The 25,731-nt window shown below is 72.0% G+C and carries 23 protein-coding genes; 13 read left to right on the top strand and 10 right to left on the bottom strand.

The window, feature by feature from the left end; all coding sequences use genetic code 11:
• Positions 1-88 precede the first annotated feature (88 nt).
• Positions 89-868, top strand: coding sequence for an endo alpha-1,4 polygalactosaminidase (locus AQJ84_RS10075; protein WP_030039280.1), 780 nt, complete (start codon positions 89-91; stop codon positions 866-868).
• A gap of 25 nt (positions 869-893) precedes the next feature.
• Here AQJ84_RS10075 and AQJ84_RS10070 read toward each other — a convergent pair whose 3' ends face one another.
• Entirely contained in the window at positions 894-1,691 is a 798-nt protein-coding gene (locus AQJ84_RS10070) for an adenosylcobinamide-GDP ribazoletransferase (RefSeq protein WP_053190703.1), read from the bottom strand.
• An 84-nt stretch (positions 1,692-1,775) separates the two neighbouring features.
• On the opposite strand from AQJ84_RS10070, the gene AQJ84_RS10065 reads away from it, so the two are divergent.
• Positions 1,776-2,540, top strand: a complete 765-nt coding sequence (locus tag AQJ84_RS10065) for a hypothetical protein (RefSeq protein ID WP_053190700.1) — start codon at positions 1,776-1,778, stop codon at positions 2,538-2,540.
• Here the strand turns inward: AQJ84_RS10065 and AQJ84_RS43715 are convergent.
• Entirely contained in the window at positions 2,480-3,178 is a 699-nt protein-coding gene (locus AQJ84_RS43715; RefSeq protein ID WP_030039285.1) for a hypothetical protein, read from the bottom strand. The genes AQJ84_RS10065 and AQJ84_RS43715 overlap by 61 nt on opposite strands.
• Before the next feature lie 273 nt (positions 3,179-3,451).
• Positions 3,452-4,720, bottom strand: coding sequence for a nicotinate-nucleotide--dimethylbenzimidazole phosphoribosyltransferase (gene cobT / locus AQJ84_RS10055; RefSeq protein ID WP_225889087.1), 1,269 nt, complete (start codon positions 4,718-4,720; stop codon positions 3,452-3,454).
• Between the two features lie 137 nt (positions 4,721-4,857).
• Between cobT and AQJ84_RS10050 the strand changes: the two genes are divergently transcribed.
• The gene (locus AQJ84_RS10050; protein ID WP_059198813.1) at positions 4,858-5,664 is read left to right on the top strand and encodes a class I SAM-dependent methyltransferase; all 807 of its coding nucleotides are present in this window, start codon (positions 4,858-4,860) and stop codon (positions 5,662-5,664) included.
• Here AQJ84_RS10050 and AQJ84_RS10045 read toward each other — a convergent pair.
• Positions 5,653-6,855, bottom strand: coding sequence for a bifunctional adenosylcobinamide kinase/adenosylcobinamide-phosphate guanylyltransferase (locus tag AQJ84_RS10045; protein ID WP_030039289.1), 1,203 nt, complete (start codon positions 6,853-6,855; stop codon positions 5,653-5,655). The two genes, AQJ84_RS10050 and AQJ84_RS10045, sit on opposite strands and share 12 nt — an antisense overlap.
• Before the next feature lie 200 nt (positions 6,856-7,055).
• On the opposite strand from AQJ84_RS10045, the gene AQJ84_RS10040 reads away from it, so the two are divergent.
• Entirely contained in the window at positions 7,056-7,268 is a 213-nt protein-coding gene (locus tag AQJ84_RS10040; RefSeq protein ID WP_030039290.1) for a hypothetical protein, read from the top strand.
• Positions 7,269-7,343: 75 nt separating this feature from the next.
• Here AQJ84_RS10040 and AQJ84_RS10035 read toward each other — a convergent pair whose 3' ends face one another.
• Complete coding sequence (locus AQJ84_RS10035) at positions 7,344-8,045, bottom strand: class I SAM-dependent methyltransferase (RefSeq protein ID WP_030039291.1); 702 nt, start codon at positions 8,043-8,045, stop codon at positions 7,344-7,346.
• 83 nt (positions 8,046-8,128) lie between these two features.
• Entirely contained in the window at positions 8,129-8,767 is a 639-nt protein-coding gene (locus AQJ84_RS10030) for a DUF3043 domain-containing protein (RefSeq protein WP_078631730.1), read from the bottom strand.
• 227 nt (positions 8,768-8,994) lie between these two features.
• Here AQJ84_RS10030 and AQJ84_RS10025 point away from each other — a divergent pair, with 227 nt between their 5' ends.
• The 6 genes from AQJ84_RS10025 to AQJ84_RS10000 all read left to right on the top strand — a co-directional run bounded on the left by AQJ84_RS10025 (position 8,995) and on the right by AQJ84_RS10000 (position 17,764).
• The gene (locus AQJ84_RS10025; RefSeq protein ID WP_030039293.1) at positions 8,995-9,765 is read left to right on the top strand and encodes a PspA/IM30 family protein; all 771 of its coding nucleotides are present in this window, start codon (positions 8,995-8,997) and stop codon (positions 9,763-9,765) included.
• 46 nt (positions 9,766-9,811) lie between these two features.
• Positions 9,812-10,090 carry a PspA-associated protein PspAA gene (gene pspAA / locus AQJ84_RS10020; protein ID WP_030039294.1) on the top strand — a complete coding sequence of 93 codons (279 nt, stop codon included), beginning with the start codon at positions 9,812-9,814 and terminating at the stop codon, positions 10,088-10,090.
• Positions 10,091-10,189: 99 nt separating this feature from the next.
• Positions 10,190-11,410, top strand: coding sequence for a sensor histidine kinase (locus AQJ84_RS10015; RefSeq protein WP_030039295.1), 1,221 nt, complete (start codon positions 10,190-10,192; stop codon positions 11,408-11,410).
• Positions 11,407-12,090, top strand: coding sequence for a response regulator (locus tag AQJ84_RS10010; RefSeq protein WP_030039296.1), 684 nt, complete (start codon positions 11,407-11,409; stop codon positions 12,088-12,090). Before AQJ84_RS10015 ends, AQJ84_RS10010 begins: the two co-directional genes overlap by 4 nt.
• Positions 12,091-12,250: 160 nt before the next feature.
• A complete protein-coding gene (locus AQJ84_RS10005) occupies positions 12,251-15,385 on the top strand; it encodes an efflux RND transporter permease subunit (RefSeq protein WP_030039297.1) in 3,135 nt (1,044 codons plus the stop codon).
• Between the two features lie 120 nt (positions 15,386-15,505).
• Complete coding sequence (locus AQJ84_RS10000) at positions 15,506-17,764, top strand: serine/threonine-protein kinase (RefSeq protein ID WP_030039298.1); 2,259 nt, start codon at positions 15,506-15,508, stop codon at positions 17,762-17,764.
• A gap of 21 nt (positions 17,765-17,785) precedes the next feature.
• Here the strand turns inward: AQJ84_RS10000 and nadA are convergent, their stop codons facing one another.
• Positions 17,786-18,970 carry a quinolinate synthase NadA gene (gene nadA, locus AQJ84_RS09995; protein ID WP_053190749.1) on the bottom strand — a complete coding sequence of 395 codons (1,185 nt, stop codon included), beginning with the start codon at positions 18,968-18,970 and terminating at the stop codon, positions 17,786-17,788.
• A gap of 254 nt (positions 18,971-19,224) precedes the next feature.
• Here nadA and erpA point away from each other — a divergent pair, with 254 nt between their 5' ends.
• Entirely contained in the window at positions 19,225-19,581 is a 357-nt protein-coding gene (erpA, locus tag AQJ84_RS09990; RefSeq protein ID WP_030039301.1) for an iron-sulfur cluster insertion protein ErpA, read from the top strand.
• 80 nt (positions 19,582-19,661) lie between these two features.
• Here erpA and AQJ84_RS09985 read toward each other — a convergent pair whose 3' ends face one another.
• Both AQJ84_RS09985 and AQJ84_RS09980 read right to left on the bottom strand, forming a co-directional pair.
• Positions 19,662-21,575 carry a hypothetical protein gene (locus tag AQJ84_RS09985; RefSeq protein WP_030039302.1) on the bottom strand — a complete coding sequence of 638 codons (1,914 nt, stop codon included), beginning with the start codon at positions 21,573-21,575 and terminating at the stop codon, positions 19,662-19,664.
• 150 nt (positions 21,576-21,725) lie between these two features.
• On the bottom strand, positions 21,726-21,935 hold the full coding sequence (locus tag AQJ84_RS09980) for a hypothetical protein (RefSeq protein ID WP_030039303.1): 210 nt from the start codon (positions 21,933-21,935) through the stop codon (positions 21,726-21,728).
• Between the two features lie 130 nt (positions 21,936-22,065).
• Here AQJ84_RS09980 and AQJ84_RS09975 point away from each other — a divergent pair, with 130 nt between their 5' ends.
• Complete coding sequence (locus AQJ84_RS09975) at positions 22,066-23,040, top strand: carbohydrate kinase family protein (protein WP_030039304.1); 975 nt, start codon at positions 22,066-22,068, stop codon at positions 23,038-23,040.
• A gap of 1 nt (position 23,041) precedes the next feature.
• On the opposite strand, the gene AQJ84_RS09970 is transcribed toward AQJ84_RS09975, so the two are convergent.
• On the bottom strand, positions 23,042-24,418 hold the full coding sequence (locus tag AQJ84_RS09970; RefSeq protein ID WP_030039305.1) for a cysteine desulfurase/sulfurtransferase TusA family protein: 1,377 nt from the start codon (positions 24,416-24,418) through the stop codon (positions 23,042-23,044).
• Positions 24,419-24,676: 258 nt separating this feature from the next.
• Here AQJ84_RS09970 and ctaC point away from each other — a divergent pair, with 258 nt between their 5' ends.
• Positions 24,677-25,636, top strand: coding sequence for an aa3-type cytochrome oxidase subunit II (gene ctaC, locus AQJ84_RS09965; protein ID WP_030039306.1), 960 nt, complete (start codon positions 24,677-24,679; stop codon positions 25,634-25,636).
• The last annotated feature ends 95 nt before the right edge of the window (positions 25,637-25,731 follow it).

The raw sequence follows: 25,731 nt of genomic DNA, 5'->3' as shown, positions 1-25,731 counted from the left end.
GCCGACCCGAGGGATTCCCCTCGGGTTGTCCGGGGATCCGGTGGGAGATCATCCTCGGGTATCCGCCACACCCCCTGGAGCCCGCCCGGTGAGACGCCTCATCCCGCTCGCAGCCCTGCTCGCGCTGTCGGCGGCCTGCACGACCGTGCCCGAGGACCGGCCGAGCGGCGACCACTGGCGGCCGCGTCCCGGTGTCGCCTGGCAGTGGCAGCTCAGGGGCCGCGTCGACACGAGCGTCGACGTCCCCGTCTACGACATCGACGGCTTCGACCAGTCCGGCGCGACGGTCACCGCCCTGCACCGCGAGGGCCGCAAGGTCATCTGTTACCTGTCGACCGGCGCCTGGGAGGACTGGCGCCCGGACGCCGGAAGGTTCCCCGAGTCGGTCATCGGCCGGGGCAACGGCTGGGAGGGCGAGCGCTGGCTCGACATCCGTCGTACCGACGTCCTGGAACCCCTGATGGCGGCCCGGGTCGACATGTGCCGCAAGAAGGGCTTCGACGCGGTCGAGCCCGACAACATGGACGGCTACCGCAACCGCACCGGCTTCCCCCTGAAGGCCGCCGACCAGCTCCGCTACAACCGCCTGATCGCGAAGCTCGCCCACGACCGCGGCATGGCCGTGGGCCTGAAGAACGACCTCGACCAGATCCCGCAGCTCGTGGACGACTTCGACTTCGCGGTCAACGAGCAGTGCGCCCAGTACGGCGAATGCGACGACCTGAGGCCCTTCGTCTCCGCGGGCAAGGCGGTCTTCCACGCCGAGTACGAACTGCCCACCAGCCGCTTCTGTTCCGACTCCCGCCGCCTGAAGCTGAGTTCGATCCTCAAGAAGTACGAACTCGGGGTGTGGCGCAGGTCCTGCTGAAGGAGCCTCGGACACTCCTAGGGCCCTAGCCGCCCAGGGTCAGTGCCACCAGCGCCACGGTGGCCGCCGTCTCCGCGAGCCCTCCGAACACGTCACCGGTCACCCCGCCGAACCGCCGGACGCAGTGGCGCAGAAGGAGTTCGGCGGCGCCGAGGGCGGCGAGGACCGAGAGTGTCACGCGGACGGCGTCGCAGGGACCGAACAGGCCCCCCGCACACGCCGACACCGACAGGACGGCCGCGGCGGCGAGCACCGCGGCCCGTACCGGCACCACCCCCGCCACCGCGGCCCCCAGCCCCTCCGGCCGGGCGGGCGGCACACCGGTGCGGGCGGCCAGGGTGAGGGTTAGGCGGGCGGCGGTCGCCGAGACGACGGCGGCCACCGCGCCCCGGGTCCACGAGCCGGCGTAGAGCTGTGACAGCGCCGCCACCTGGGCCAGCAGCACCAGGACGAGGGTGATCACCCCGAACGGCCCGATGTCCGACTGCTTCATGATCCGCAGTGCGTCCTCGGCGGGCTTCGCGCTGCCCAGCCCGTCGGCGGTGTCCGCGAGCCCGTCCAGGTGCAGTCCCCGGGTCAGCACGGCGGGGACGGCGGCGGACGCGACGGCGGCGAGCAGCGGGCCCGCGCCCGACCACAGCAGGAGCAGGCCCGGCACGGCCGCACCCGCGCCGACCGCAAGCCCGGCCACCGGGGCGCACAGCATGCCGCGGCGGGCCGCCTCCCGGTCCCAGCGGGTCACCTCGACCGGCAGGACGGTGAGGGTGCCGAAGGCGAAGCGGAGGCCGTCCGGCCAGGAGGGGGGCGAGGAGGGCGTGGACACCGGCGCAGGGTATCCGGCGGCTGCGGGTGCTCCTACGGCGGCTGTGACGAGAGCACCGACCGGACCCGTGGATAAAGTGCTCATATGGGACATTGGCTGGAGCGCAACATCATCGAGCCCGGCAAGCTGCCGCTGCTCCTCGCCCTCACCGCGTTCGTGCTGACGTTTCTGATCACCCGGGTCGTCACCCGCATGATCCGGGCGGGCAAAGGGCCCTTCGGCAACGTCAGCGCCGGGGGCGTGCACATCCATCACGTGGTCCCCGGAGTCGCCCTGACCGTACTCGGCGGCTTCGGAGCGGTCGCCAGCAGCCGGCACGGCTTCGGCTCCGCCGCGTTCGCGGTCGTCTTCGGCATCGGAGCGGGTCTGGTCCTGGACGAGTTCGCACTGATCCTGCACCTCGACGACGTCTACTGGACCGAGGCCGGCCGCAAGAGCGTCGAGGTCGTGGTGCTCACCGCGGCCCTGGTCGGACTGGTCCTCGCCGGATTCTCGCCGTTCGGGGTCGACGGCCTCGACGAGGACGAACTCCAGGACCGGGGCTCCGTCATCACCAGCGTCGCCGTGAACTTCGTCTTCTCCCTCGTCGCCCTGGCCAAGGGCAAGGCCCGCACCGCGATCTTCGGCGTGATCGTCCCCCTCGTCGCCCTCGTCGGCGCCATCCGGCTGGCCCGCCCCGGCTCCCCCTGGGCCAAGCGCTTCTACCGACGCCGCAGCCGCGCCCGGGCCCGGTCCACCCTGCGCGCCTTCCACCACGACCGCCGCTGGGCCGGCCCCAGCCGCACCGTTCAGGACTGGATCGGCGGCAAACCGGAGCCCGAGCCCGTCCGCGCCCTCGAACGCCGGTGACGCAGCGCCGAGACCCCGCACAGCACCAGCACCGCCGCGATCGCGGCCAGGTGCTCCCTGCCGGCCAGGTTGTTCTTCAGCGCCACCTCGGCCGCCATCGCCGCGATCACCGCACCCGCGGTGACGTACGCGCCGTGGCGCAGGCCGAGGAACACGGCGAGGCCCACCACGGCCGCCGACGGCCCGGTGTCCACGACGTGCGCGTCCGAGCCGGGCAGACCCAGAGCGCTGTCCGGACCCAGCCGGATGCCCACGCGCGCGTACAGCGTGCCGGCCAGGGTCGCGGCGTACGCGATCGCCAGCGTCCGCCACCGGCCCAGACAGATCTCGGCGATGCCGAACACCAGCAGGATCTGCACCAGGGCGCCCCAGACCGGCAGGTCCAGTGCGGGCACGAACAGGGACAGGGGAGTACGCGCCAGGGCGAGCCACAGCGGGTCCTCGGCGCGCACGGCCCCGATGTCCTGCACGAACCGGTAGCCCCAGGACCGGCTGTGCGCGAAGTGCAGAGCCGCTGTCAGACACACCGCCCCGATCGCCATGGGCGACGCCCGCCACCGGCGCTCCCGCAACGGCCCGCGCACCGTGCCGTACAGCGATCCCCATTCGGCACGGGCCCAGCGGGCGAGCGTGTTCATGCGGTGGTCCCCATCCCGTGTCGAGCGGCGGCCGCCACGGCCTCGGCACCGGCCGGGCGCCGAGGCGTGCGCCACGCTCGAAGACCGACCGGAACACGGTGAAGTTGAGCGAAACCCGGGTGATCCGGGTCTCGTGGGCACGGCTCAGGAGTCCGGTCCGCGATTCGGACATCTTCCATGAACGGGGATCATGCCCTGCGGCCGTCGCGACGGCGCTCCGCCACGACGGCGCACTCCGGCGCCGCCCGGGCCGGCCGGGCCCGAGCGGGGGACCTACTCCGTCTTGGGCGCCTCGGAGTCCAGGGGCGCCTTGGAATTCGGGGGTGCCTCGGAGTCCAGCGGTGCCTCGGAGTCCAGCGGGGCCTTGGAGCCCTGGGGTGCCTCGGAGTCCAGCGGGGCCCTGGAGTCCAGGGGCGCCTCGGAGTCCCGGGGTGCCTCGGAGTCCAGCGTTACCTCGGAAACCGGCGGCTTCTCCGACTCGGGTTCCGCCGGCCGGGCCGGCTTCTCCGGGAGTTCCGCGGCCAGTGCCGCCGCCGCCTGCACCAGCGGCAGCGCCAGCAACGCCCCCGCCCCTTCCCCGACCGTCACCCCGTGGTCGAGCAGCGGTTCCAGCGCCATCCGGTCCAACGCCTTGGCCTGGCCCGGCTCGCCGCTGCTGTGCCCGGCCAGCCACCAGTCCGGCGCCCGGAACGCGATCCGCTGCCCGACCAGCGCACAGGCGGCCACCACGACCCCGTCGAGGATCACCGGCATCTTCCGCACGGCGCTCTGCAGCAGGAACCCGGTGATCGCGGCGAGGTCGGCCCCGCCGACCGTCGCCAGCAGCAGCAACTGGTCCCCGAGCACCGGCCGGGCCCGCCGGAGCGAGTCCCGGATCGCCGCGCACTTGCGCATCCACGCCAGGTCGTCGATCGCCTGCCCGCCCCGCCCGGTCACCACGGACGCGTCGGTGCCGCACAGCGCGGCGATCAGGGTCCCGGCCGCCGTGGTCCCGCCCACGCTCAGATCGCCGAGCACGACCAGATCCGTACCGGAGTCGGCCTCCTCGTCGGCGACGGCGACCCCGGCCCGGAAGGCGGCCTCCGCCTCCTCCGGTGTGAGCGCGTCCTCGACGTCGATACGCCCGCTGCCGCGCCGCACCCGGTGCCGTACGACGTCACCGGGCAGCGTCTGCGGGTCGCAGTCCAGCGCCATGTCGATCACCCGCACCGGCACGCCGAGGCGCCGGGCGAGGACGGACACGGGCCGGCCGCCCTCCACGACCTCCCGCACGAGCTCCGCGGCGCTGCCCGCCGGCCGCCCGGAGACGCCCAGCTCGGCGATTCCGTGGTCCCCGGCGAACAGGACGACCCGCGGCCGCTCGACCGGCCGCACCGGCACGGCCGACTGAGCCGCGGCCAGCCACTCACCCAGGTCGTCGAGTCGGCCCAGCGCTCCGGGCGGCACGACCTGACGCTCCCGGCGCGCCTCGGCGTCGCGGCGAACCCCGCCGTCGGGACGCTCGATCAGATCGGTGAAGTCGTCGAGATTAAGCGAGCTCATTCGCCGAACAGTACCGGCCCTGATCGAACACGGCGGCGCCATGTCGCCACGACGACCGGGCGACGTCGTTGCGTTGAAGATCGGCATCCCATACGTTCCGTTTTGCAGCGGATTGTCGTACGTCCTCGGGAGTCGCCATGCCCGCACCGCCCGCCCCTTCCGTACGGCGCTTTCGCTCCAGCGCCCGCGCGATGCTCCCGTTCCCCGAGCCGGAGGGCTGGCTGGACGTGGGTACGGGAGACGCCCGATTCCCTCAGACGGCCCGGGAGTTCTTCCCCTACACGGCCTTCGACGGCCTCGACCTCACCACCACGGTCGAGTGGGCTCGCCGGGAGGAACGCGTCGAGGAGGCCCACGTAGGCCGGCTGACGGACCCTCGGGTCACCGCCCACCTCCGCGCCCGCTACGACGTGGTCAGCCTGCTCCACCACCTGCCGCACACCCCCAACCCCCGGGCGGAACTCCGCGCCGCCGTGGCCGTGCTCCGCCTCGGCGGCCACCTGCTCGTCGAAGCCGCCGACCCGCGCTGCGCGTTCGCCAGGCTGCTGGGCAGGCACTGGATCCCCTACGGCCGGCCGCGCGACCCGCACCTGCTGTCCCTGGACGAGCTGCGGGCCCAACTGGAGTCCCAGGGCTGCACGATCCTGCGGGCGGACCGCCGTGCCGCCCACGTCCCCCACGACCTGTCGGCCGCGCTGTCCGTACTCCTGCCCCCCACCCTGCCCGCCTGGGTGACCATCCCGCTGCTGGCCGCGGCCAGAGCGACGGACCACGCCCTGGCCCCCCTGCTCAGCCGCACCCGCTTCTCGAACACCTACCGCGTGATCGCCCGCAAGGACAGGCCGCTCCGGGAGCGGGCGCCGAGGCCGAGTGCCGACGCCACACCCCCGGCCGCACCCCCACAGCACATCCCCGACCCCGACCCCGGTCCCTCAGCCCCGTAGCACCAGCGCCTGCCCCGCCACCACCAGCAGTACCTGCTCGCACTCGCCCGCGAACGCCGCGTTCAGGCGTCCGAGTTCGTCCCGGTAGCGGCGTCCGGAGGCGGTGGCCGGGACGATTCCCGAGCCCACCTCGTTCGAGACGGCGACCACGGTCCGGCGCGTGCCGCGCACCGCGTCCGTCAACTCCCGTACCCGCGCCCGCAGCGCCCGCTCCCCGCCGTCGGCCCACTCCGCGTCGTCCCACGCCCCGACCGCGTCCATCGCGTCCGTCAGCCACAGCGACAGACAGTCGATGAGCAGCGGCGGCCCGTCGTCCTTCAGCAGGGGCACCAGGTCGCAGGTCTCCGCCGTACGCCACGACCCCGGCCGCCGGTCCCGGTGCGTGGAGACCCGCGCCGCCCACTCGCCGTCCCCGTCGCGGGTGCCGCCGGTCGCGACGTACTGAACCTCGGGGAACGCCTCCAGGCGCCGCTCGGCCTCCACCGACTTCCCGGAACGCGCCCCGCCCAGCACCAGCGTCCGCCGCGGCACATCCGGTACGTCCTCGTATGCGCCGACCGCCAGCGTCGTCCCGTCCGGCACCGCCCGCGCCCCCGCCGCCGCGAGCCGCCGCCGCAGCTCCGCGCCCGACGGCACGTCGTGATCCAGGTGTACGGCGACGACGTCCGTCGTCGGCCCGAGCGCGCCGACCGCCCGCAGCCGGGCCAGGGCGTCCGGTCGCCCCACGACGTCGGCGAGCACCATGTCGTACGTCTCGGCGGACCCGTTCTCCAGCCCGGCCGGGGCGCCCCCGGGCGGCAGGTACAGCAGCCGTAGCCCGTCCGGACCGGTCACCGCGTACCCGGTGCCCGGCGCGTCCAGCGCCACCGCCCGTACCCGATGCCCCGTCAGCAGTGCCAACTCCCGCCCGTCCGGCACCCGGCCGGGCTGCGGCACCCCGGCGGGCACCTCGACCGCCGGCCCGTCGTGCGGATGCGACAGCAGCACCTGCCGCACGCCGCCCAGTGAATGCCCCGCCCGCGCCGCCGCGAACGCCGCGCCGGGGGTCAGATCGAGCAGCAACGCCCCGTCCACGAGCAACGCGGTCGCCCCGCGGGCGTCCACGCCCGACGCGGTCGCGCAGACGGCACAGGGACAGTCGGGGCGGGGGAGCCCCTCGGGCCCCCCGGTGCCGAGCAAAGTAACTTCCACAGCCCGATTCTCGCCGGTCACCGAGGGACCCGCGCGCCTGGGGGACGCCCCGAGGGACCCGGCCGGCCGCCAGGGACCGTACGAGGCCCGATCACCCCCAGTCGATGACGGTGCACCCAGCGGAGCGAATAGGCTGCGGTGAGGGGCCGGATCAAGATCCGGCTTCCGCTGTGCAGTGTGCTCACATCAGGGAGGCGTACATGGCGGCATGGACGTGGCGGTTCGAGAAGTCCGACGGCACCGAGGTTCAGCCCGCGGTCGTGCCGGAGGAGTTCACCACGCAGGGGGACGCCGAGTCCTGGATCGGGGAGTTCTGGAAGGACCTTCTCGAGGGCGGTGCGGACCAGGTGCACCTGTTCGAGGACGGTACGAAGATCTACGGTCCGATGAGCCTGCACGCCCAGGAGGCGTAGCCGGAAGGGGCGGCCGTACTCCGGCCGCCCCTCTCGTCGTCCTCCGCCCGCTCGCCCGGCGTCACGGGGCAGGGCTCAGCCCCGGACCCCGCACAGATGCAGCAGGGCCGCGACCCCCCGGTACGGATCCGTGCGCCCGGCCCGCTCCTCGACCGTCAGCAGCGTCGTGACGTCGGCCGGGATCTCCGCTTGGTCGGCCGCGGTGTCCGTGAAGACCCGTACGCCGTACCAGGCCTGAAGCGGCGCCCCGATGCCCGCGAGGGTCGCGGTCAGCGTCGCGAGGCGGTCCGCGCGGACGTCGAGTCCGAGCCGGTTCGTGTACGCGGTGGTGTCGAAGGCGGCCAGCGCCCCGGCCCAGTCGCCCGACAGCCCGTGCCGCATGGCCAGCGCGTCACCGTTGCGCACCAGCAGCGACAGCAGGCCGCCCGGCGCGAGCATCCGGGCGAGGCCCGCCAGCAGCGCGTCCGGTTCGTCGATGTACATCAGCACGCCGTGGCACAGCACCACGTCGAAGCTGCCCGGCAGGAAGTGCACCCCGGTGTCCCGGCCGTCGCTCTGGACGAGCCGCACCCGCTCCCGGATCCCCTCGGGCTCGGCGGCCAGCGCCTCCCGGGCCGCGGAGATCATCCTGGGGTCCTGCTCCACGCCGGTGACCTGATGGCCGGCGCGGGCCAGCCGCAGCGCCTGCGTACCCTGGCCCATCCCCACGTCGAGCACCCTCAGGCGCTGCCCCACCGGGAACCGCCCGACTATCTGCTCGTCGAGCTGCCGGGCCACCAGCTCCTGTCGTACGACGTCACGCAGCCCGCCCAGGCCGGTCAGCCAGGCATCCGCCGCACCCCCGGTGAACGGCGTAGTGCTCAGAGCTTCGCTCCACGCTTGACCTGCGGCTTCGGCAGCCGGAGCCGGCGCATCTGGAGGGAGCGCATCAGGGCGTAGGCCACGGCGCCGCGCCGGTTGTCGTCCGGGAAACGCTCGGCCAGCCGCTTCTTCAGACGGAAGCCGGTGACGAACGAGTCGAGGACGATCAGCACGATCACGATCAGCCACAGCAGCAGCGCGATGCTCTGCAGCGCGCCCACCCGCACCATGCTCAGCACGAGGATGACCACGGCCATCGGCAGGAAGAACTCCGCGATGTTGAACCGCGAGTCGATGAAGTCGCGCGCGAACTTGCGGACCGGGCCCTTGTCGCGCGCGGGCAGGTACCGCTCGTCACCGCCGGCGAGTGCCTTGCGCTGCTTCTCCAGCTGCGCACGTCGCTCGTCGCGCTGACGCTTGGCGGCCTCCTTGCGCGTCGTCGGCGTGTTGGCCACGCTGCGGCGCTGGGTCTGGGCCTCACTGCGCTTGGGCGTGGGGCGACCCTTCGGGGCCTGCGGGTGACGGGGCTGCGTGGAGTCGGTCAGCGGCGCCTTGTCGGCGGCCGGGGCCTTCTCTTCCTTGGAACGGCTACGGAACACAAAACCCAAGGGTACGGGGTGCGGGGGCTTGGACCCCAGTCCGGTGGGGAACGATCCGGCAACACCGGTCGTCTGTAACCCTGAAGGTCACCTACTCCTTACGCCGGAGCAAGGCCTTGGTCAGTCGTCCTTGGGGATGAGCGCATCCGTCCCCGAACAGTGCGGTAATGGATGCAGGGCCCGTACTGTGGGTTCTGTCGCACAGCTGGAGCTGGAAGTCCGTCAGAAGGGGGCGCGCGAAGCCCATGAGCGGTGTCATGAAGCGTATGGGGATGATCTTCCGCGCGAAGGCGAACAAGGCCCTTGACCGGGCCGAGGACCCGCGCGAAACCCTCGATTACTCGTACCAGAAACAGCTGGAACTGCTGCAGAAGGTGCGCCGCGGGGTCGCCGACGTCGCGACCTCGCGCAAGCGCCTGGAACTCCAGCTCAACCAGCTGCAGTCCCAGTCGTCCAAGCTGGAGGACCAGGGCCGCAAGGCGCTCGCGCTGGGCCGTGAGGACCTGGCCCGCGAGGCGCTCTCCCGCCGAGCCGCGCTCCAGCAGCAGGTGACGGACCTGGAGACCCAGCACTCGACCCTTCAGGGCGAGGAGGAGAAGCTCACCCTGGCGGCCCAGCGGCTCCAGGCCAAGGTCGACGCCTTCCGCACCAAGAAGGAGACGATCAAGGCCACGTACACCGCGGCCCAGGCACAGACCCGCATCGGCGAGGCCTTCTCCGGCATCTCCGAGGAGATGGGCGACGTCGGCCTGGCGATCCAGCGTGCCGAGGACAAGACCGCCCAGCTCCAGGCGAGGGCCGGAGCCATCGACGAACTGCTCGCCTCCGGTGCCCTGGACGACCAGTCCGGTATGCACAAGGACGACATCCAGGCCGAGCTGGACCGGCTCTCCGGTGGTACGGATGTAGAGCTGGAACTGCAGCGCATGAAGGCGGAGCTGGCCGGCGGAGGTGCCGGGCAGCAGGCCATCGAGGGTGGCGCGGGTCAGCAGTCCCCGCAGCAGCCGCAGGACACCCCGCGCTTCGACAAGCAGTAGTCACCACGACGATCCGACAGCCGGGGCCCACGCCTAGGAGGGCGACATGATCGTACGGATCATGGGGGAGGGGCAGGTGACGCTGGCCGACGGCCACCTCACCGAGCTGAACAAGCTGGACGACGAACTCCTGAGGGAAATGGAGAACGGCGACGGCCCCGGCTTCCGCCGCACCCTGCACGCCCTCCTGTCCAAGGTCCGCGAACTGGGCGAGCCGCTGCCCGACGACTCCCTGGAGCCGTCGGAGCTGATCCTCCCGTCCCCGGACGCCACCCTGGAGGAGGTCCGGGAACTGCTGAGCGACGACGGCCTGATCCCCGGCTGACCTCCGGCGACGGTCGACCCGGGCGGCCCGGCCCGCGCGCCGGAGCCGCGGGGGCACCCCCGTTCCGCCGCCGGCGAGTGCCCCGTACCTTGGACAAACGTGAACACCCTCGACCGAGCCCGGCGCCATCTCAAGGCGCACCCCATGGCGCTGGACGCGGCCATCGCGGCCGGCGTCCTGGCCTGCATGGTGGCCGGCTCGTTCGTGGACCCGCACGGCGCGCACGACGTCAGCTGGGGACTGCGTACCCCCGACCCCCTCAGCCTGGTCCTCATCGTCCTCGGCGCCGTCGCCCTGGTCTTCCGCCGCCGCGCCCCCATGACCGTCCTCGCCCTCACCGGCACCGTCTCCCTCGTGGAGGCCGTCACCGGCGACCCCCGCGCCCCGGTCGCGATGTCCGCGGTCATCGCCCTCTACACGGTCGCCTCCACCACCGACCGCCCCACCACCTGGCGCGTCGGCCTGCTCACGATGACCGTCCTCACCGGCGCCTCCATGCTCGCCGGCCCGCTGCCCTGGTACGCCCAGGAGAACCTCGCGATCTTCGCCTGGACCGGCATCGGCGCCACCGCCGGTGACGCCGTCCGCAGCCGCCGTGCCTTCATCCACGCGATCAGGGAGCGCGCCGAGCGGGCCGAGCGCACCCGCGAGGAGGAGGCCCGCCGCCGGGTCGCCGAGGAACGCCTGCGCATCGCCCGCGACCTGCACGACGTCGTCGCCCACCACATCGCCCTGGTCAACGTCCAGGCCGGAGTGGCCGCCCACGTCATGGACAAACGGCCCGACCAGGCCAAGGAGGCTCTGGCCCACGTACGGGAGGCCAGCCGCTCGGCGCTCAACGAACTGCGGGCCACCGTCGGCCTGCTGAGGCAGTCCGGCGACCCCGAGGCGCCCACCGAACCGGCTCCCGGACTCGCCCGGCTCGACGAACTCGTCGGCACCTTCCGCAACGCCGGCCTGCACGTCGAGGTGGCCCGCGCCGACAACGGCACCATCCTGCCCGCCGCCGTCGACCTCGCCGCCTACCGGGTCATCCAGGAAGCCCTCACCAACGTGCAGAAGCACGCCGGCACCGAGGTGAAGGCCGAGGTCAGCGTCGTACGCGTGGGGCCCAACATCGAGATCACGGTCCTCGACAACGGGGCGGGCGAGGACCTCCGTCCGCAGACCGTCGGCGGCCACGGCCTGCTCGGCATGCGCGAACGCGTCACCGCCCTGCGCGGCACCCTGACCACCGGTCCGCGCTACGGGGGCGGCTTCCGCGTCCATGCGATCCTGCCCGTCAAGACCCGTACCCGTGCCACGGAGGACCCCGTATGACGATCCGTGTCGTGCTCGCCGACGACCAGGCCCTGCTGCGCAGCGCCTTCCGTGTGCTCGTCGACTCGGAGCCCGACATGGAGGTCGTGGGCGAGGCGTCCGACGGGGCCGAGGCCGTGCGACTGACCAGGGAGGAGCGGGCCGACGTCGTCCTGATGGACATCCGGATGCCGGGGACCGACGGCTTCGCGGCGACCCGCATGATCAGCGCCGACCCCTCGCTCGCCCATGTCCGGGTGGTCATCCTGACGACCTTCGAGGTCGACGACTACGTCGTGCAGTCGCTGCGCGCGGGCGCCTCCGGTTTTCTCGGCAAGGGGTCCGAGCCCGAGGAACTCCTCAGCGCCATCAGGGTCGCGGCCGGCGGCGAGGCCCTGCTCTCCCCGGCGGCCACCAAGGGCCTGATCGCCCGGTTCCTCGCGCAGGGCGACGCGACGGACGACGACCGCGACCCCGCCCGCGCCCAGCGCCTGGCCGCCCTGACCGTGCGGGAGCGCGAGGTCCTGGTCCAGGTCGCCGGCGGACACTCGAACGACGAGATCGCCGAGCGCCTGGAGGTCAGCCCGCTCACGGTGAAGACGCACGTCAACCGGGCCATGGGCAAGCTGGGCGCCCGCGACCGGGCGCAGCTGGTGGTGATCGCGTACGAGTCGGGTCTGGTACGCCCAAGGGTGGACTGACCCCGCTCCCCTGTACTGCGGCCGGAGTATGAGCCGCATAAGGAAATGGACCTGTGGTCTACGGATCACCGCCCCCGGATGGCTCAGGGTGTAGGGGGCGGGCGCTCATCTGTGCGGCCGTCATGACTTCTGCCGCTCACAGAAGAGAGACCCCTGACCCATGTCCTGGCTGTCCAGGTTCAGCCTCGCGCAACGGGCCCTGATAGGCCTGATGTCCATCATCGCGCTCGCCTTCGGGGCGATCGCGATCCCGCAGTTGAAGCAGCAGCTCCTGCCGACCATCGAGCTGCCGATGGTGTCGGTGATCGCGCCCTACCAGGGCGCCTCCCCGGACGTCGTCGAGAAGCAGGTCGTCGAGCCCATCGAGGACAGCCTGGAGGCCGTGGACGCCATCAGCGGCGTCACGTCGACGGCCAGTGAGGGCAACGCCCTGATCATGGCGTCCTTCGACTACGGCAACGACACCAAGCAGCTCGTAGCCGACGTCCAGCAGGCCGTCAACCGGGCCCGCGTCCAGCTCCCGGACGAGGTGGACCCGCAGGTCGTCGCCGGCTCGACGGACGACATCCCGACCGTAGTGCTCGCCGTCACCTCCGGGCAGGACCAGCAGGCGCTGGCCGACCGGATCGACCGGACCGTCGTACCGGACCTGAAGGACATCGACGGCGTGGGCCAGGTGACGGTCGACGGCGTACGGGACCTCCAGGTCGCCGTCACCCCCGACGACACGAAGCTGGCCAAGGCCGGCCTGAACACCCAGGCACTCTCCCAGGCTCTCCAGGCGGGCGGCGCGACCGTGCCGGCCGGCTCCTTCGACGAGGGCGGCAGCAACCGCACCGTCCAGGTCGGCGGCGGGTTCACGTCCCTGCGGCAGATCCAGGACCTGATGGTCACCGGCGAGGGCGCGAAGAAGCCCGTCCGCCTCGGGGACGTGGCCACCGTCGAGGACCGGGAGGCCACCGCCGACTCCATCACCCGTACCGACGGCAAGCCCAGCCTCGCCGTCAGCGTCACCATGGACCACGACGGCAGCGCGGTCGCCATCTCGGACGCGGTCGAGGACAAGCTGCCCGACCTGCGCAAGGACCTCGGGGCCGGCGCGTCCGTCACCGTCGTCAGCGACCAGGGCCCGGCGGTCTCCAAGGCCATCGACGGCCTGACCACCGAGGGTGCCCTCGGTCTGCTCTTCGCGGTCCTCGTCATCCTGGTCTTCCTGGCGTCGATCCGCTCGACGCTGGTCACCGCGGTCAGCATCCCGCTGTCCGTGGTGCTCGCCCTGATCGTGCTGTGGACCCGGGACCTGTCCCTCAACATGCTCACGCTGGGCGCGCTCACCATCGCCATCGGCCGGGTCGTCGACGACTCGATCGTGGTCCTGGAGAACATCAAGCGGCACCTCGGCTACGGCGAGGAGCGTCAGGAAGCCATCCTCAAGGCGGTCCGCGAGGTGGCCGGCGCCGTCACCTCCTCGACCCTCACCACGGTCGCCGTGTTCCTGCCGATCGGCCTGGTCGGCGGCATGGTGGGCGCGCTGTTCGGCTCGTTCAGCCTGACCGTGACGGCGGCCCTGCTGGCCTCGCTGCTGGTGTCGCTGACCGTCGTACCGGTCCTGTCGTACTGGTTCCTGCGCGCCCCGAAGGGCACCCCCGAGGACGCCGACGAAGCCCGCCGCAAGGCCGAGGAGAAGGAGGCCAGGAGCCGTCTCCAGCGCCTCTACGTCCCCGTCCTGCGGTTCGCCACCCGTCGCCGGCTGACGAGCGTGGCCCTCGCGGCGGTCGTCCTCATCGGCACCTTCGGCATGGCCCCGCTGCTCAAGACCAACTTCTTCGACCAGGGTGAGCAGGAAGTCCTCACCGTCAAGCAGGAGTTGAAGCCGGGCGCCAGCCTCGCGGCGACCGACGAGCAGGCCAGGAAGGTCGAGCGGCTGCTCGCCGACACCAAGGGCGTCAAGGACTACCAGGTCACCATCGGCTCGTCCGGCTTCCTGGCGGCCTTCGGCGGCGGCACGGACTCCAACCAGGCCTCGTACCAGGTGATGCTGGACGACTCGGTGCCCTTCGACGACGTCCAGGACGACATCGAGGCCGGCCTGCGCGAGCTGTCCGGCATCGGCACCACCACCGTCGCCGCCGGTGACGGCTTCAGCAGCCAGGACCTCAGCGTGGTCGTGAAGGCCGCCGACGCCGGTGTGCTGCGCGAGGCCTCCGAGGAGGTCCGCAAGACCGTCGCCGGCCTCGACGACGTCACGGACGTCACCAGCGACCTGGCGCAGAGCGTGCCGCGCATCTCCGTGAAGGCGAACGACAAGGCCGCCGCCGCGGGCTTCGACGACCAGACCCTCGGCGCGGCCGTCGCCCAGGCGGTCCGCGGCACCACCGCCGCCAAGGCGATCCTGGACGACACCGAGCGGGACGTCGTCATCAAGTCGGCGAAGCCCGCGAAGACGCTGGCGGAGCTGAAGAGCCTTCGGCTGGGCCCGGTGAGGCTCGGCGACATCGCCACCGTGCGCCTGGTGGACGGCCCGGTCTCCATGACCCGTATCGACGGGCAGCGCGCGGCCACCATCACGGCGAAGCCGACCGGCGACAACACGGGCGCGGTGAGCGCCGACCTGACGTCGAAGCTGAACTCCCTGAAGCTCCCGGCGGGCGCCACGGCCCAGATCGGCGGGGTCTCCCAGGACCAGGACGACGCGTTCAAGAACCTGGGCCTGGCGATGCTCGCGGCGATCGCGATCGTCTTCATGCTGCTGGTGGCGACCTTCCGCTCGCTCGCCCAGCCGCTGATCCTGCTCGTCTCGGTGCCGTTCGCGGCGACCGGCGCGATCGGCCTGCTGGTGGTCACGGACACCCCGATGGGCGTCCCCGCGATGATCGGCATGCTGATGCTCATCGGCATCGTGGTGACCAACGCGATCGTGCTGATCGACCTCATCAACCAGTACCGCAAGCAGGGTCACGGCGTCGTCGAGGCGGTCGTCGAGGGCGGCCGGCACCGGCTGCGCCCGATCCTGATGACCGCGCTGGCGACCATCTTCGCCCTGCTGCCGATGGCCCTCGGCGTCACCGGCGAGGGCGGCTTCATCGCCCAGCCGCTCGCGGTGGTCGTGATCGGCGGCCTGGTCACCTCGACCCTGCTCACCCTGCTCCTCGTCCCGACGCTGTACGCGATGCTGGAACTCCGCAAGGAGCGCCGGGCGAAGAAGCGGGAGGCGAAGCGGGCGAAGAAGGCCGGCGTGCCGTCCCGGCAGACGCCCGCCTCGTCCTCGGACGAGCCGGAGCCCGCGTCCGTGTGACCGTCGCGCCCCTCGGGGGCCGGGCAGCGAACCGCCCATGGTTCGCTGCCCGGCCCCCGTCGTTTTGCCGTTACGTATCCTGTGGCTCGAACGGCTTTACGGGGGAAGGGAATTCCGGCGGTGCCACTGCACAAGGACGACCCGAGGTCGGTCGGCGGGTACAAGCTGCTCGACCGGCTGGGGGCCGGCGGCATGGGGGTCGTCTACCAGGCCAGGTCCCGGTCGGGCCGTGATCTCGCCGTCAAGGTCGTGCACGCCCAGTACGCCGAGGACGCCGTCTTCCGCGCCCGGTTCCGGCAGGAGATCGAGTCCGTCCGCCGGGTGAGCGGCGCCTTCACCGCTCCGGTCGTGGACGCCGATCCGGAGGCGGCCCGGCCCTGGATGGCGACCCAGTACGTGCCCGGCCGCTCCCTGGCCCAGCGGATCCGCGACCGCGGCGCGCTGCGCGGCGGTGAACTGCGGCAACTGGCCCTGGGGTTGGTGGACGCCCTGCGGGACATCCACCGGGCCGGCGTGGTGCACCGGGACCTGAAGCCCGCGAACGTCCTGATGGCCGAGGACGGCCCCCGGGTCATCGACTTCGGCATCTCCCGGGCCGCCGAGAACCACAACACCCTGACGGAGACCGGCCAGATGATCGGCACCCCGCCGTTCATGTCACCGGAGCAGCTCACCGACGCCCGCACGGTCGGCCCGGCCTCCGACGTTTTCTCGCTCGGCGCGCTGCTGGTGTACGCCACGACCGGGCGAGGCCCCTTCGACGCCGACAGCCCCTACCTGACCGCCTACCGGGTGGTGCACGACGAGCCCGTGCTGGAGGGGATAGGCCAGCCGCTGCGCGGACTCCTGGAACGCTGCCTCGCCAAGGAGGCGGCGGACCGACCCGGACTCGACGAGCTGGCCCGGGAGTTCGCCGCCGCCCTGCCCGAACCGGCGGCGGGTGACCTGGAGACCGTGTCACTGCGCCTGGACGAGTTGTCGGCCACGGACCGCACCCGCGTCGGCATCCTCGCCGACCCGGGGGCCACGACCGACCCCGGCCGCCGGACCCGCCGTATCCGCCCCCTGCTGGCAGCGGCCGGCACGGTCGGCGCCGTCGCTCTCGGTCTCACGACCTATCTGCTGCTCGGCCCGGGCGGGGCGGACAGCGGCGGCGGGGCGACCCCGGCGACCCCCGGGGCGACCGCGACCGCCTCCAGATGGTCGGCGGTTCCCAGCGGCTGGAAGCCGTGGCGGACGACGGTGTACGAGAGCGCCGCGCGCGGCGTGAAGAAGGCCCCGGACCCGGGCGGCGGCGGCATGCAGGGCGGGCCGGACTGCCAGGTGTACGAGGACGCCGCCTACTGCACGGGCCAGGGGATCCTGCCCGTACGCCTGGACGGTCTGACCGGCGAGACCACCTGGCGCGCCGAGCGGGTACCGACCGGCAAAGGGTCCTACGACTTCACGCTCCTCGGTATCCGGGACGGTGCGGTGCTCGTCCAGCAACTGCTCTTTCCCGAGAACAGCGACGACGAGGTGACCACGGTCTTCGCCCTCGACACCGAGACCGGTGAGCGGCTCTGGCACCGCACGGTGAACGACGACTGGTCCGACGCGATCGCCTTCGACGACCTCGTCGTGATCCCGGGCACCGACGGCCGCTCGGTGACCGCCCGTTCGCCGCGCACCGGCGCCGAACGCTGGACGGCGCAGCTGCCCTCGAACCACTACTGCGGTTTCACCGAGGCCGGCGGGGGCCTGTACCTGCTGTGTTCCGCGGACACGGTGGAGACCCAGGACGTCGTGGTCCAGGAGGTGGACCCGGCCGACGGTTCGATGCGCCGGACGACGGTGCCGGGCGAGGGCCACCTTCTCGGGGTCCTAGACGGCCGGCTGCTCTTCCTGGAGATGTCCCGCGACGAGGACGGGGAGATGCAGCTCGGCGAGGACGCGCCGTACGACCGGATCCGGCTGCTGGACCCCGCCACCGGTGCCGACAGCACGACGAAGCTGGCCCGGCGGTACTCGGGAGAGGTGACGCTGGCGAACGACACGCTGTGGTTCGCCACCTCCAGCGGTCAGGTGACGGCGGTGTCGGCCCGGACGGGCAAGCAGCTGTGGCAGACACCGACCAGCCTGGAACAACCCGGCAGGGCGACCTACGACCCGCGGACGCGCGCGGTGTACCTCGCCAGCGCCAGCGGCCGGGTGGGCGCTCTCGACGCGCGCAGGGGCACGGTGCTGTGGGAGACGCTGCCCAGGGCGCAACGGGTCGACTCGGGCTGGAACGTCATCAAGGTGCGGCTCTACGGAGGCGCTCTGGTCGTCGCCACCCCCGACGGCACGGTCTTCACCCTCGACCCCGCCCACCCCGAGCGGAAACCCGTCTCGGGGTGAACGGGGGCGGCGGGAGCGCGGCTACGGCAGCGCCAGCATCCGCTCCAGCGCCAGCTTCGCGAACGCCTCGGTCTCCTTGTCGACCTCGATGCGGTTGACGAGGCTGCCCTCGGCGAGGGACTCCAGGGTCCACACCAGGTGGGGGAGGTCGATGCGGTTCATCGTCGAGCAGAAGCAGACCGTCTTGTCGAGGAAGACGATCTCCTTGCCCTCGGGTGCGAAACGGTTCGCCAGCCGGCGGACCAGGTTCAGCTCGGTCCCGATGGCCCACTTGGAACCGGCCGGGGCCGCCTCCAGCGCCTTGATGATGTACTCGGTCGAGCCGACGTAGTCCGCCGCGGCCACGACCTCGTGCCGGCACTCGGGGTGCACGAGCACGTTCACCCCGGGTATCCGGGCGCGGACGTCCTCCACCGACTCCAGGCTGAAACGGCCGTGCACCGAGCAGTGGCCCCGCCACAGGATCATCTTCGCGTCGCGCAGCTGCTCGGTGGTGAGCCCGCCGTTCGGCTTGTGCGGGTTGTAGAGGACGCAGTCCTCCAGCGTCATCCCCATGTCCCGCACGGCGGTGTTGCGGCCGAGGTGCTGGTCGGGCAGGAACAGCACCTTCTCGCCCTGTTCGAAGGCCCACTCCAGGGCCCGCTGGGCGTTCGACGAGGTGCAGATGGTGCCGCCGTGCTTGCCCGTGAACGCCTTGATGTCCGCGGAGGAGTTCATGTACGAGACGGGCACGACCTGCTCGGCGACGCCGGCCTCGGTCAGCACGTCCCAGCACTCGGCGACCTGCTCGGCCGTCGCCATGTCGGCCATCGAGCAGCCGGCGGCGAGGTCGGGGAGGACGACCTTCTGGTCGTCCGAGGTCAGGATGTCCGCGGACTCCGCCATGAAGTGCACACCGCAGAACACGATGTACTCGGCCTCCGGGCGAGCGGCCGCGTCCCGGGCCAGCTTGAAGGAGTCGCCCGTGACGTCGGCGAACTGGATGACCTCGTCGCGCTGGTAGTGGTGGCCGAGGACGAACACCTTGTCGCCGAGCTTCTCCTTGGCCGCGCGGGCGCGCTCGACCAGGTCCGGGTCGGAGGGCGAGGGCAGGTCGCCGGGACAGTCGACGCCCCGCTCGCTCTTCGGGTCGGCCTCACGGCCGAGCAGCAACAGGGCGAGCGGAGTCGGCTGTACGTCGAGCTCCGTGGTCTGGGCGGTGGTCACGACCCGCACCCTTTCTACTTTTCGTCGAACTGACGTTATCTATGATAACCCGCTTCACGTCACTTTGACGATGGTCATTGCGTCGATGTGACATGAATCCCTGGAAGGGCACCGGCGGTCGCTGTCCGCTGCGGCGCGGGTGTGCGAGCATGAAGAACAGGCGAGAAGACAAGTGCCCGGCCCGGAATGAATCCGCGGCCCCGACGGTTACAACCGTCGGCAAGCAGTCTCCGTACAACCCGGGAGAGATGTAGATGTCCGTATCGGACGAGACCAGCACCGTCACCGACGGCATCATCCTGTCCGACGCCGCCGCGGCGAAGGTCAAGGCCCTGCTCGACCAGGAAGGCCGTGAGGACCTGGCCCTGCGCGTCGCCGTCCAGCCCGGCGGCTGCTCCGGCCTGCGCTACCAGCTCTTCTTCGACGAGCGTTCCCTCGACGGCGACGTGGTCAAGGACTTCGACGGCGTCAAGGTCGTCACCGACCGCATGAGCGCCCCGTACCTGGGTGGTGCCTCCATCGACTTCGTCGACACCATCGAGAAGCAGGGCTTCACCATCGACAACCCGAACGCGACGGGCTCCTGCGCCTGCGGCGACTCCTTCAGCTGAGCCGCCCGGCACACCCGAGCGACCAGAAGGCGGCGGCCCCCTCCGACGGGGCCGCCGCCTTCGCGCGTGTCCGGGCCGCGCTACCGCGCTCCGGAGGTCTCCGGGAGCCGCGCCCCCGCCTTCTCCAGCGGGACCCCCTTGCCGTCCGTCCCCACGACCTCGCGGCCACCGAGGGGCTCGTCCAGTGGCACGGTCCGGTGGTACACCTTGGCGATCATGATGCAGACCTTGTCCGGCCAGGGCGTCTCGGTCACCGTGACCGTCACCTTGCCCGCGCTCTCGCTCGCCGTCACCTCGTAGTCGGCGCACACCCCGCCCGTGAAGCTCACGGTCAGCTCCGTCCCCTCGGCCGTGTACCCCTCGACCTGGACGTCCCGGGTGGCCGGCGCGGACGTCGGCTCGTCACCCGGCGCGCTCGGCGGCGCCGAGGGCGCGGTCGGTTGCGCGGAGGGCGTGGACGAGGCCAGGTACTGCGGGTCGACCGCGGGATGCGTCACCTCGAACGTGCTCTGCCCGCCCGACTCCCGCACCTCGAACAGCCAGGACGGCACCAGTGCCTGCCGCCCGTCCACGAGGTGCGACGCCAGCCCGAACACGGCCTTCTCGACCACGATCGTGTTCTTCTGGACCTGCGGGGAGGCGGTGGACTCCCCGCACGGGGCCTCCTGCCGGTCCTTCAGCGGTACGGGGGTGGCGCAGCCGCCGATGCCCATGCGGTGGTCGCTGCCGGGAGCGGCGTTCATCAGGCCCAGCGTCTTCTCCGCGCTCAGGACGGGGTACGTGTCCCCCTTCACCGGCGCCCGCAGCCGGCCGCTGCCGCCCACGACCTCGCCCTGCGCGCTGACGGTGACGCCGGTCGTCCAGCCGTGGGTGGGCAGTGAGCCGACCACGGGATCGGCGTTCACGATCCGCTGGGCGCCCATCAGCTGCTTCGCGTCCAGTTTGGCGTCGTCCTGACCCACCGCCTTCAGCACGGGCGCGGCGGCCTTCTTCGCGACCGTCTCGCTCACCGGGTCGACGGACGGGGCGACGGGGTCGCTCGCACACACCGTCTCGCTCCGGCAGGCGTCGGTGCCCTGCGCGTACCGGTGGAACGACCAGGTGCCCGGTGCCTGCCTGGTCACCTGCAGCTCGGGTCCCGAACCGTCCTTCGTCCCGACCGTCCAGGACTGTCCCCGCAGCACCGGCTTCCCCTCGACGCCGAGCGCCTTCGCGAGCTCGGTGACCTGGTCCTCGGTGACCGATCCGCCCGTCCGGTACACGGGCGCCGAGCCGGGGCCGGCCGGGAGCGGGCCGTCGGCGCGGTAGGTGACGCCGTAGGGGTTGGGCTCGCCGGGCGCGATCCCGTTCCGGCCGTCGCCTCCCGAGTAACCGTCGAGGACGAGCGGCGGGGGCGTGTCGTCACCGTCCGCGCCGGTCGTCGTACGGCCGTCGGAACTCCCGGACGCGGTGGCGGCGAGATACGCCCCACCGCCCCCGACGAGCAGCACGGCCGCGGCGACGGAGGCGGCGACGAGGGAGGGGCGCCGCAGGGGGCGAACGTCGCCGTCGGAGGGGCCGAGGCCGTCGGTCGGGGACGCGTGGGCGCGGGACTGGTCCGTGCCGGACTCTTCGGCGCGGGACTCCTCGGTGCCGGACGCGTCGATGCCCGGAGCGGGGGTCACCTCGGCGCCGGGGTCGCCCCCCGCCGGGGCCTGCTCCCGCTCCGGGGCCGGTCCGGCGGCCTCGGGGGAGTTCTCGGCTGCCTCCCTCTTGTCGGCGGGTTCGTCCGCGACGGGCCCAGTGGCGTCATCGGCGTCCGGGGTGGAACCCCCGTCGGCCTCCAGGCCGGGAGCCCCGTCGGCATCCGGGGCGGAGCCCCCGTCGGCGTCCCGCGACGCACCCGCGTCGGCATCCGGCGTCGTACCGGTGTCGGCGTCCCGCGTCGTGCCGGCGTTCTCGGCGGCGACGTCCTCCGGGCCGGCGTCGTCGTGGTCGGGTCGCTCGCTGTTCACCGCATCGCTCCTTCGGCTGTGCATCCGTCCCATGACCCTGACCCGACCCTGTCAAAAAGGTCGGCCCACGGGTCGTATCCCGCATCCCCTATACGGGGGACGCCGATGGGACGCAGCGGGGGAGCGCGCGGTTCCCTGGAAAGCGCCGTCTCAGTCGCCGTACTCCGACATCGCGTCGAGCAGCCGTGCCGAGGCGGGCGGTACGGTCACGCCGTGGATGAGTGAGGGGGAGATCGGAAGGGCAGTGATCCGGTCGGGAGCCGCCCAGTGCGGAGCCATCCGGGCGCAGTCGCCGCGCAGCGACGCCAGGTCGCCTTCGAGGTCGGCCGGAGCGGGAGCGTGAAGCTCGAGGTTCGTCATAACGGCACCGTAGGCACGCTCGAGCCTGCGAAGAAAGATCTACTATCGGGTAGTTTCGGCGGCTTCAGAGCCCCTCCGCGACCCGGTAGCGTTAACCGTCAATCCGTCTCCCCACAGGAGAGTCAACGCCGTGCGCATCGCAGTCACCGGCTCCATCGCCACCGACCATCTCATGACCTTCCCCGGCCGCTTCGCCGACCAGCTCGTCGCGGACCAACTGCACACGGTCTCGCTGTCCTTCCTGGTGGACAACCTCGACGTCCGCAGGGGCGGTGTCGGCGCGAACATCGCCTTCGGCATGGGCCAGCTGGGCACCGAACCGATCCTGGTCGGCGCCGCCGGCTTCGACTTCGACGAGTACCGCGCCTGGCTGGACCGGCACGGCGTCGACACCGCCTCGGTGCGCATCTCCGAGACGCTGCACACCGCCCGGTTCGTGTGCACCACGGACGCCGACCACAACCAGATCGGCTCCTTCTACACCGGTGCGATGAGCGAGGCCCGGCAGATCGAGCTCAAGACCGTCGCCGACCGCGTCGACGGCCTCGACCTGGTCCTGATCGGCGCCGACGACCCGGAGGCCATGCTCCGCCACACCGAGGAGTGCCGCTCCCGGTCCATCCCCTTCGCGGCGGACTTCTCGCAGCAGATCGCCCGCATGGCGGGCGACGAGATCCGGATACTGCTGGACGGGGCGACGTACCTCTTCTCCAACGAGTACGAGAAGGGTCTCATCGAGTCCAAGACGGGCTGGAGCGACGAGGAGATCCTGTCCAGGGTCGGTCACCGCGTCACCACCCTCGGCGCCCAGGGCGTCCGCGTCGAGCGGGCCGGCGAGGAGCCGATCGTCGTCGGCTGCGCGGAGGAGGAGCGCAAGGCCGACCCCACCGGCGTCGGCGACGCGTTCAGGGCCGGTTTCCTCTCGGGCCTCGCCTGGGGCGTCTCCCTGGAGCGGGCCGCCCAGGTCGGCTGCATGCTCGCCACGCTCGTCATCGAGACGGTCGGCACCCAGGAGTACCAGCTGCGCCGCGGCCACTTCATGGAGCGCTTCACCAAGGCGTACGGCCATGAGGCCGCCACCGAGGTCCGCAAGCACCTGGGCTGAGTCAGGACAGCCGGCGGACCACATAGGCCGAGCCCCGGTCCGCCGGCTCCTCACCCACGTACTCCTGGCCCCGCATCTCGCACCAGGCCGGGATGTCCAGCCGCGCCGCCTCGTCGTCCGAGAGCACCCGGACCGTCCCGCCCACCGGCACGTCCCCGATGACCTTCGCCAGCTCGATGACGGGGATCGGGCAGCGCCTGCCGAGGGAGTCCACGACCAGGACGTCGTCGCGTACGACCGTCTCGGCGGCCGGCGCCCCCAGCTTCTCCCGCACCCCCGCCACCGCGCCGGGCAGCACCTCCAGGAACCGCTCGACGTCCTCGGCCGCGGCGCCGAACGGCAACGAAACCCGCACGTTTCCCTCACTGAGCACCCCCATCGCCCTCAGCACATGGCTGGGCGTCAGCGTGCTGCTCGTGCAGGACGACCCGGACGAGACGGAGAAACCGGCCCGGTCCAGCTCGTGCAGCAGTGTCTCCCCGTCGACATAGAGACAGGAGAAGGTGACCACGCCGGGCAGCCGCCGCTCCGGGTCCCCGACCACTTCCACGTCCGGCACCAGCCGCGGCACCCTCGTCCGGATCCGCTCCGTCAGCTCCCGCAGTCGTACGGCCTCTTGCGCCGCCTCGGCCCGCACGGCCCGCAGCGAAGCCGCCGCCGCGACGATGGCGGGCAGGTTCTCGAACCCCGGCGCCCGCCCCGACTCCCGCTCGTCCGCGGGCCCCTGGGCGGCGAACCGGACGCCCTTGCGGACCACGAGCAGCCCGACCCCCGGCGGCCCGCCCCACTTGTGCGCACTGGCGGTCAGCACCGACCAGCCACCCCCGATGGGCCCCCACCCGATCGACTGCGCCGCGTCCACCAGCAACGGCACCCCGGCCTCCCGGCACGCGTCCGCCACGTCCGCCACCGGCTGCTCGGTCCCCACCTCGTGGTTGGCCGACTGAAGACAGGCGAGCGCCGTGTCCTGGCGGAGCTCAGCCGCGTAGGCCGACGGGTCCACCGCTCCCGTCCGGTCGACGGCCACCTGGGTGAGCGTCCCCCCGTCCGCCTGGTGCACGTCGGCGGCATGCAGCACAGAGGAGTGTTCGACAGCTGACACGATCAGGTGGCGTCCGACCCGACGCCGGCCCGCCAGCACCCCGGCGATTCCACTGTGCACGGCACGAGTTCCGGACGAGGTGAACACCAACTCGTCCGCCCGGCACCCCACCGCCTCCGCGGCCGCCTCCCGCGCCGCGTCGAGCAGCAGCCGGGCCCGCCGCCCCTCGCGATACAGCCGTGCGGGATCGGCCCACCCCTCGTCCAGGGCCGCCAAGAGCGCCTGACGGGCGACGGGATGGAGCGGAGCCGCGGAGGCGGCGTCGAAGTAGGACACGCAGCAACGCTAAACCCACGTGCGGGCGGCCCGCCCGAGGGGCGCGAGGAACTGCGCGATCGGCCACAAACAACCCGCAGCCGCCAATCCAGCGAACCACCCGACCCAGTAAGCCCCCCTCCCCGCGAACGCTCCGAGAGCGTCGGCTAGGGTTTGGTCCGCATAAACATCCAAACCCCTGCCCGACGCAGGGCGGCGACCGACCAGCGAGAAGGCCGCAGCTCAATCGCGCGGGCGAGACTCTCGGGAAGGCGCTACGTGAGTCCCAACGGCTCCGACCGCTCGCCGCGGCGCCCGATGCGGCGGAAGCTGCTGCAGGCAATGACCGCGGGCCTGGTCCTGGCGACCGCCACCGGTTGCACATACAAGGACTTCCCCCGCCTTGGTATGCCCACCCCGACCACGGAAGAGGCTCCGCGGATCCTCTCCCTGTGGCAGGGTTCCTGGGCTGCCGCGCTCGCCGTTGGCGTGCTGGTGTGGGGCCTGATCCTGTGGAGTGCCATATTCCACCGGCGAACCCGTACCAAGGTCGAGGTCCCTCCGCAGACCCGGTACAACATGCCCATCGAGGCGCTGTACACGGTGGTCCCGCTCATCATCGTCTCGGTGCTCTTCTACTTCACGGCCCGTGACGAGTCGAAGCTCCTCACCCTCAAGGACAAGCCGGACGTCACCATCAACGTCGTCGGCTTCCAGTGGAGCTGGGGCTTCAACTACATCGAGCCCGTGGCCGGTTCCACCGGTGACGCGACGACCGACAAGAACCTGGCCGCGATCCCGGACCGGTTCAAGGAGGACTTCCCGGCGAACGCCGGCGGCGTCTACGACGTCGGCACGCCCGGCACCAGGAACCCGCAGACCGGAAACCCCGGCCCGACCCTCTGGCTCCCCAAGGGCAAGACGGTCCGCTTCGTCCTCACCTCGCGTGACGTCATCCACTCCTTCTGGGTGGTGCCGTTCCTGATGAAGCAGGACGTCATCCCGGGCCACACCAACGCCTTCGAGGTGACTCCCAACCGGGAGGGCACCTTCATGGGCAAGTGCGCCGAGCTGTGCGGCGTCGACCACTCCCGGATGCTGTTCAACGTGAAGGTCGTCTCCCCTGAGCGCTACGAGCAGCACCTCAAGGACCTCGTGAAGAAGGGGCAGACCGGTTACGTTCCCGCCGGCATCGAGCAGGCGGGTCACGAGAAGAACCGGGAGTCGAACATCCTGTGAGCATCCTCAACGAACCCCAGGGTGCCGAGGCGGCAGGGTCCCACTATGAGGACGAGCTGCCGCTCCGGCGCCAGAACCGCGGCAGCGTCGTGGTC

It is taken from the genome of Streptomyces resistomycificus (assembly GCF_001514265.1).
GTDB lineage: Bacteria > Actinomycetota > Actinomycetes > Streptomycetales > Streptomycetaceae > Streptomyces > Streptomyces resistomycificus.
Note: the sequence above shows the minus strand (reverse complement) of the source record. Positions and strands in the feature narration are given on the sequence as shown.

Excerpts from the sequence above, each read along its gene's own strand:
- AQJ84_RS10010 (WP_030039296.1), top strand. The coding sequence starts at position 11,407 with ATGACGATCCGTGTCGTGCTCGCCGACGACCAGGCCCTGCTGCGCAGC.
- erpA (WP_030039301.1), top strand. The coding sequence starts at position 19,225 with ATGTCCGTATCGGACGAGACCAGCACCGTCACCGACGGCATCATCCTG.
- pspAA (WP_030039294.1), top strand. The coding sequence starts at position 9,812 with ATGATCGTACGGATCATGGGGGAGGGGCAGGTGACGCTGGCCGACGGC.
- AQJ84_RS10065 (WP_053190700.1), top strand. The coding sequence starts at position 1,776 with ATGGGACATTGGCTGGAGCGCAACATCATCGAGCCCGGCAAGCTGCCG.
- AQJ84_RS10050 (WP_059198813.1), top strand. The coding sequence starts at position 4,858 with ATGCCCGCACCGCCCGCCCCTTCCGTACGGCGCTTTCGCTCCAGCGCC.
- AQJ84_RS43715 (WP_030039285.1), bottom strand. The coding sequence starts at position 3,178 with ATGAACACGCTCGCCCGCTGGGCCCGTGCCGAATGGGGATCGCTGTAC.
- AQJ84_RS10040 (WP_030039290.1), top strand. The coding sequence starts at position 7,056 with ATGGCGGCATGGACGTGGCGGTTCGAGAAGTCCGACGGCACCGAGGTT.
- AQJ84_RS10005 (WP_030039297.1), top strand. The coding sequence starts at position 12,251 with ATGTCCTGGCTGTCCAGGTTCAGCCTCGCGCAACGGGCCCTGATAGGC.
- cobT (WP_225889087.1), bottom strand. The coding sequence starts at position 4,720 with ATGAGCTCGCTTAATCTCGACGACTTCACCGATCTGATCGAGCGTCCC.
- AQJ84_RS09980 (WP_030039303.1), bottom strand. The coding sequence starts at position 21,935 with ATGACGAACCTCGAGCTTCACGCTCCCGCTCCGGCCGACCTCGAAGGC.
- AQJ84_RS10025 (WP_030039293.1), top strand. The coding sequence starts at position 8,995 with ATGGGGATGATCTTCCGCGCGAAGGCGAACAAGGCCCTTGACCGGGCC.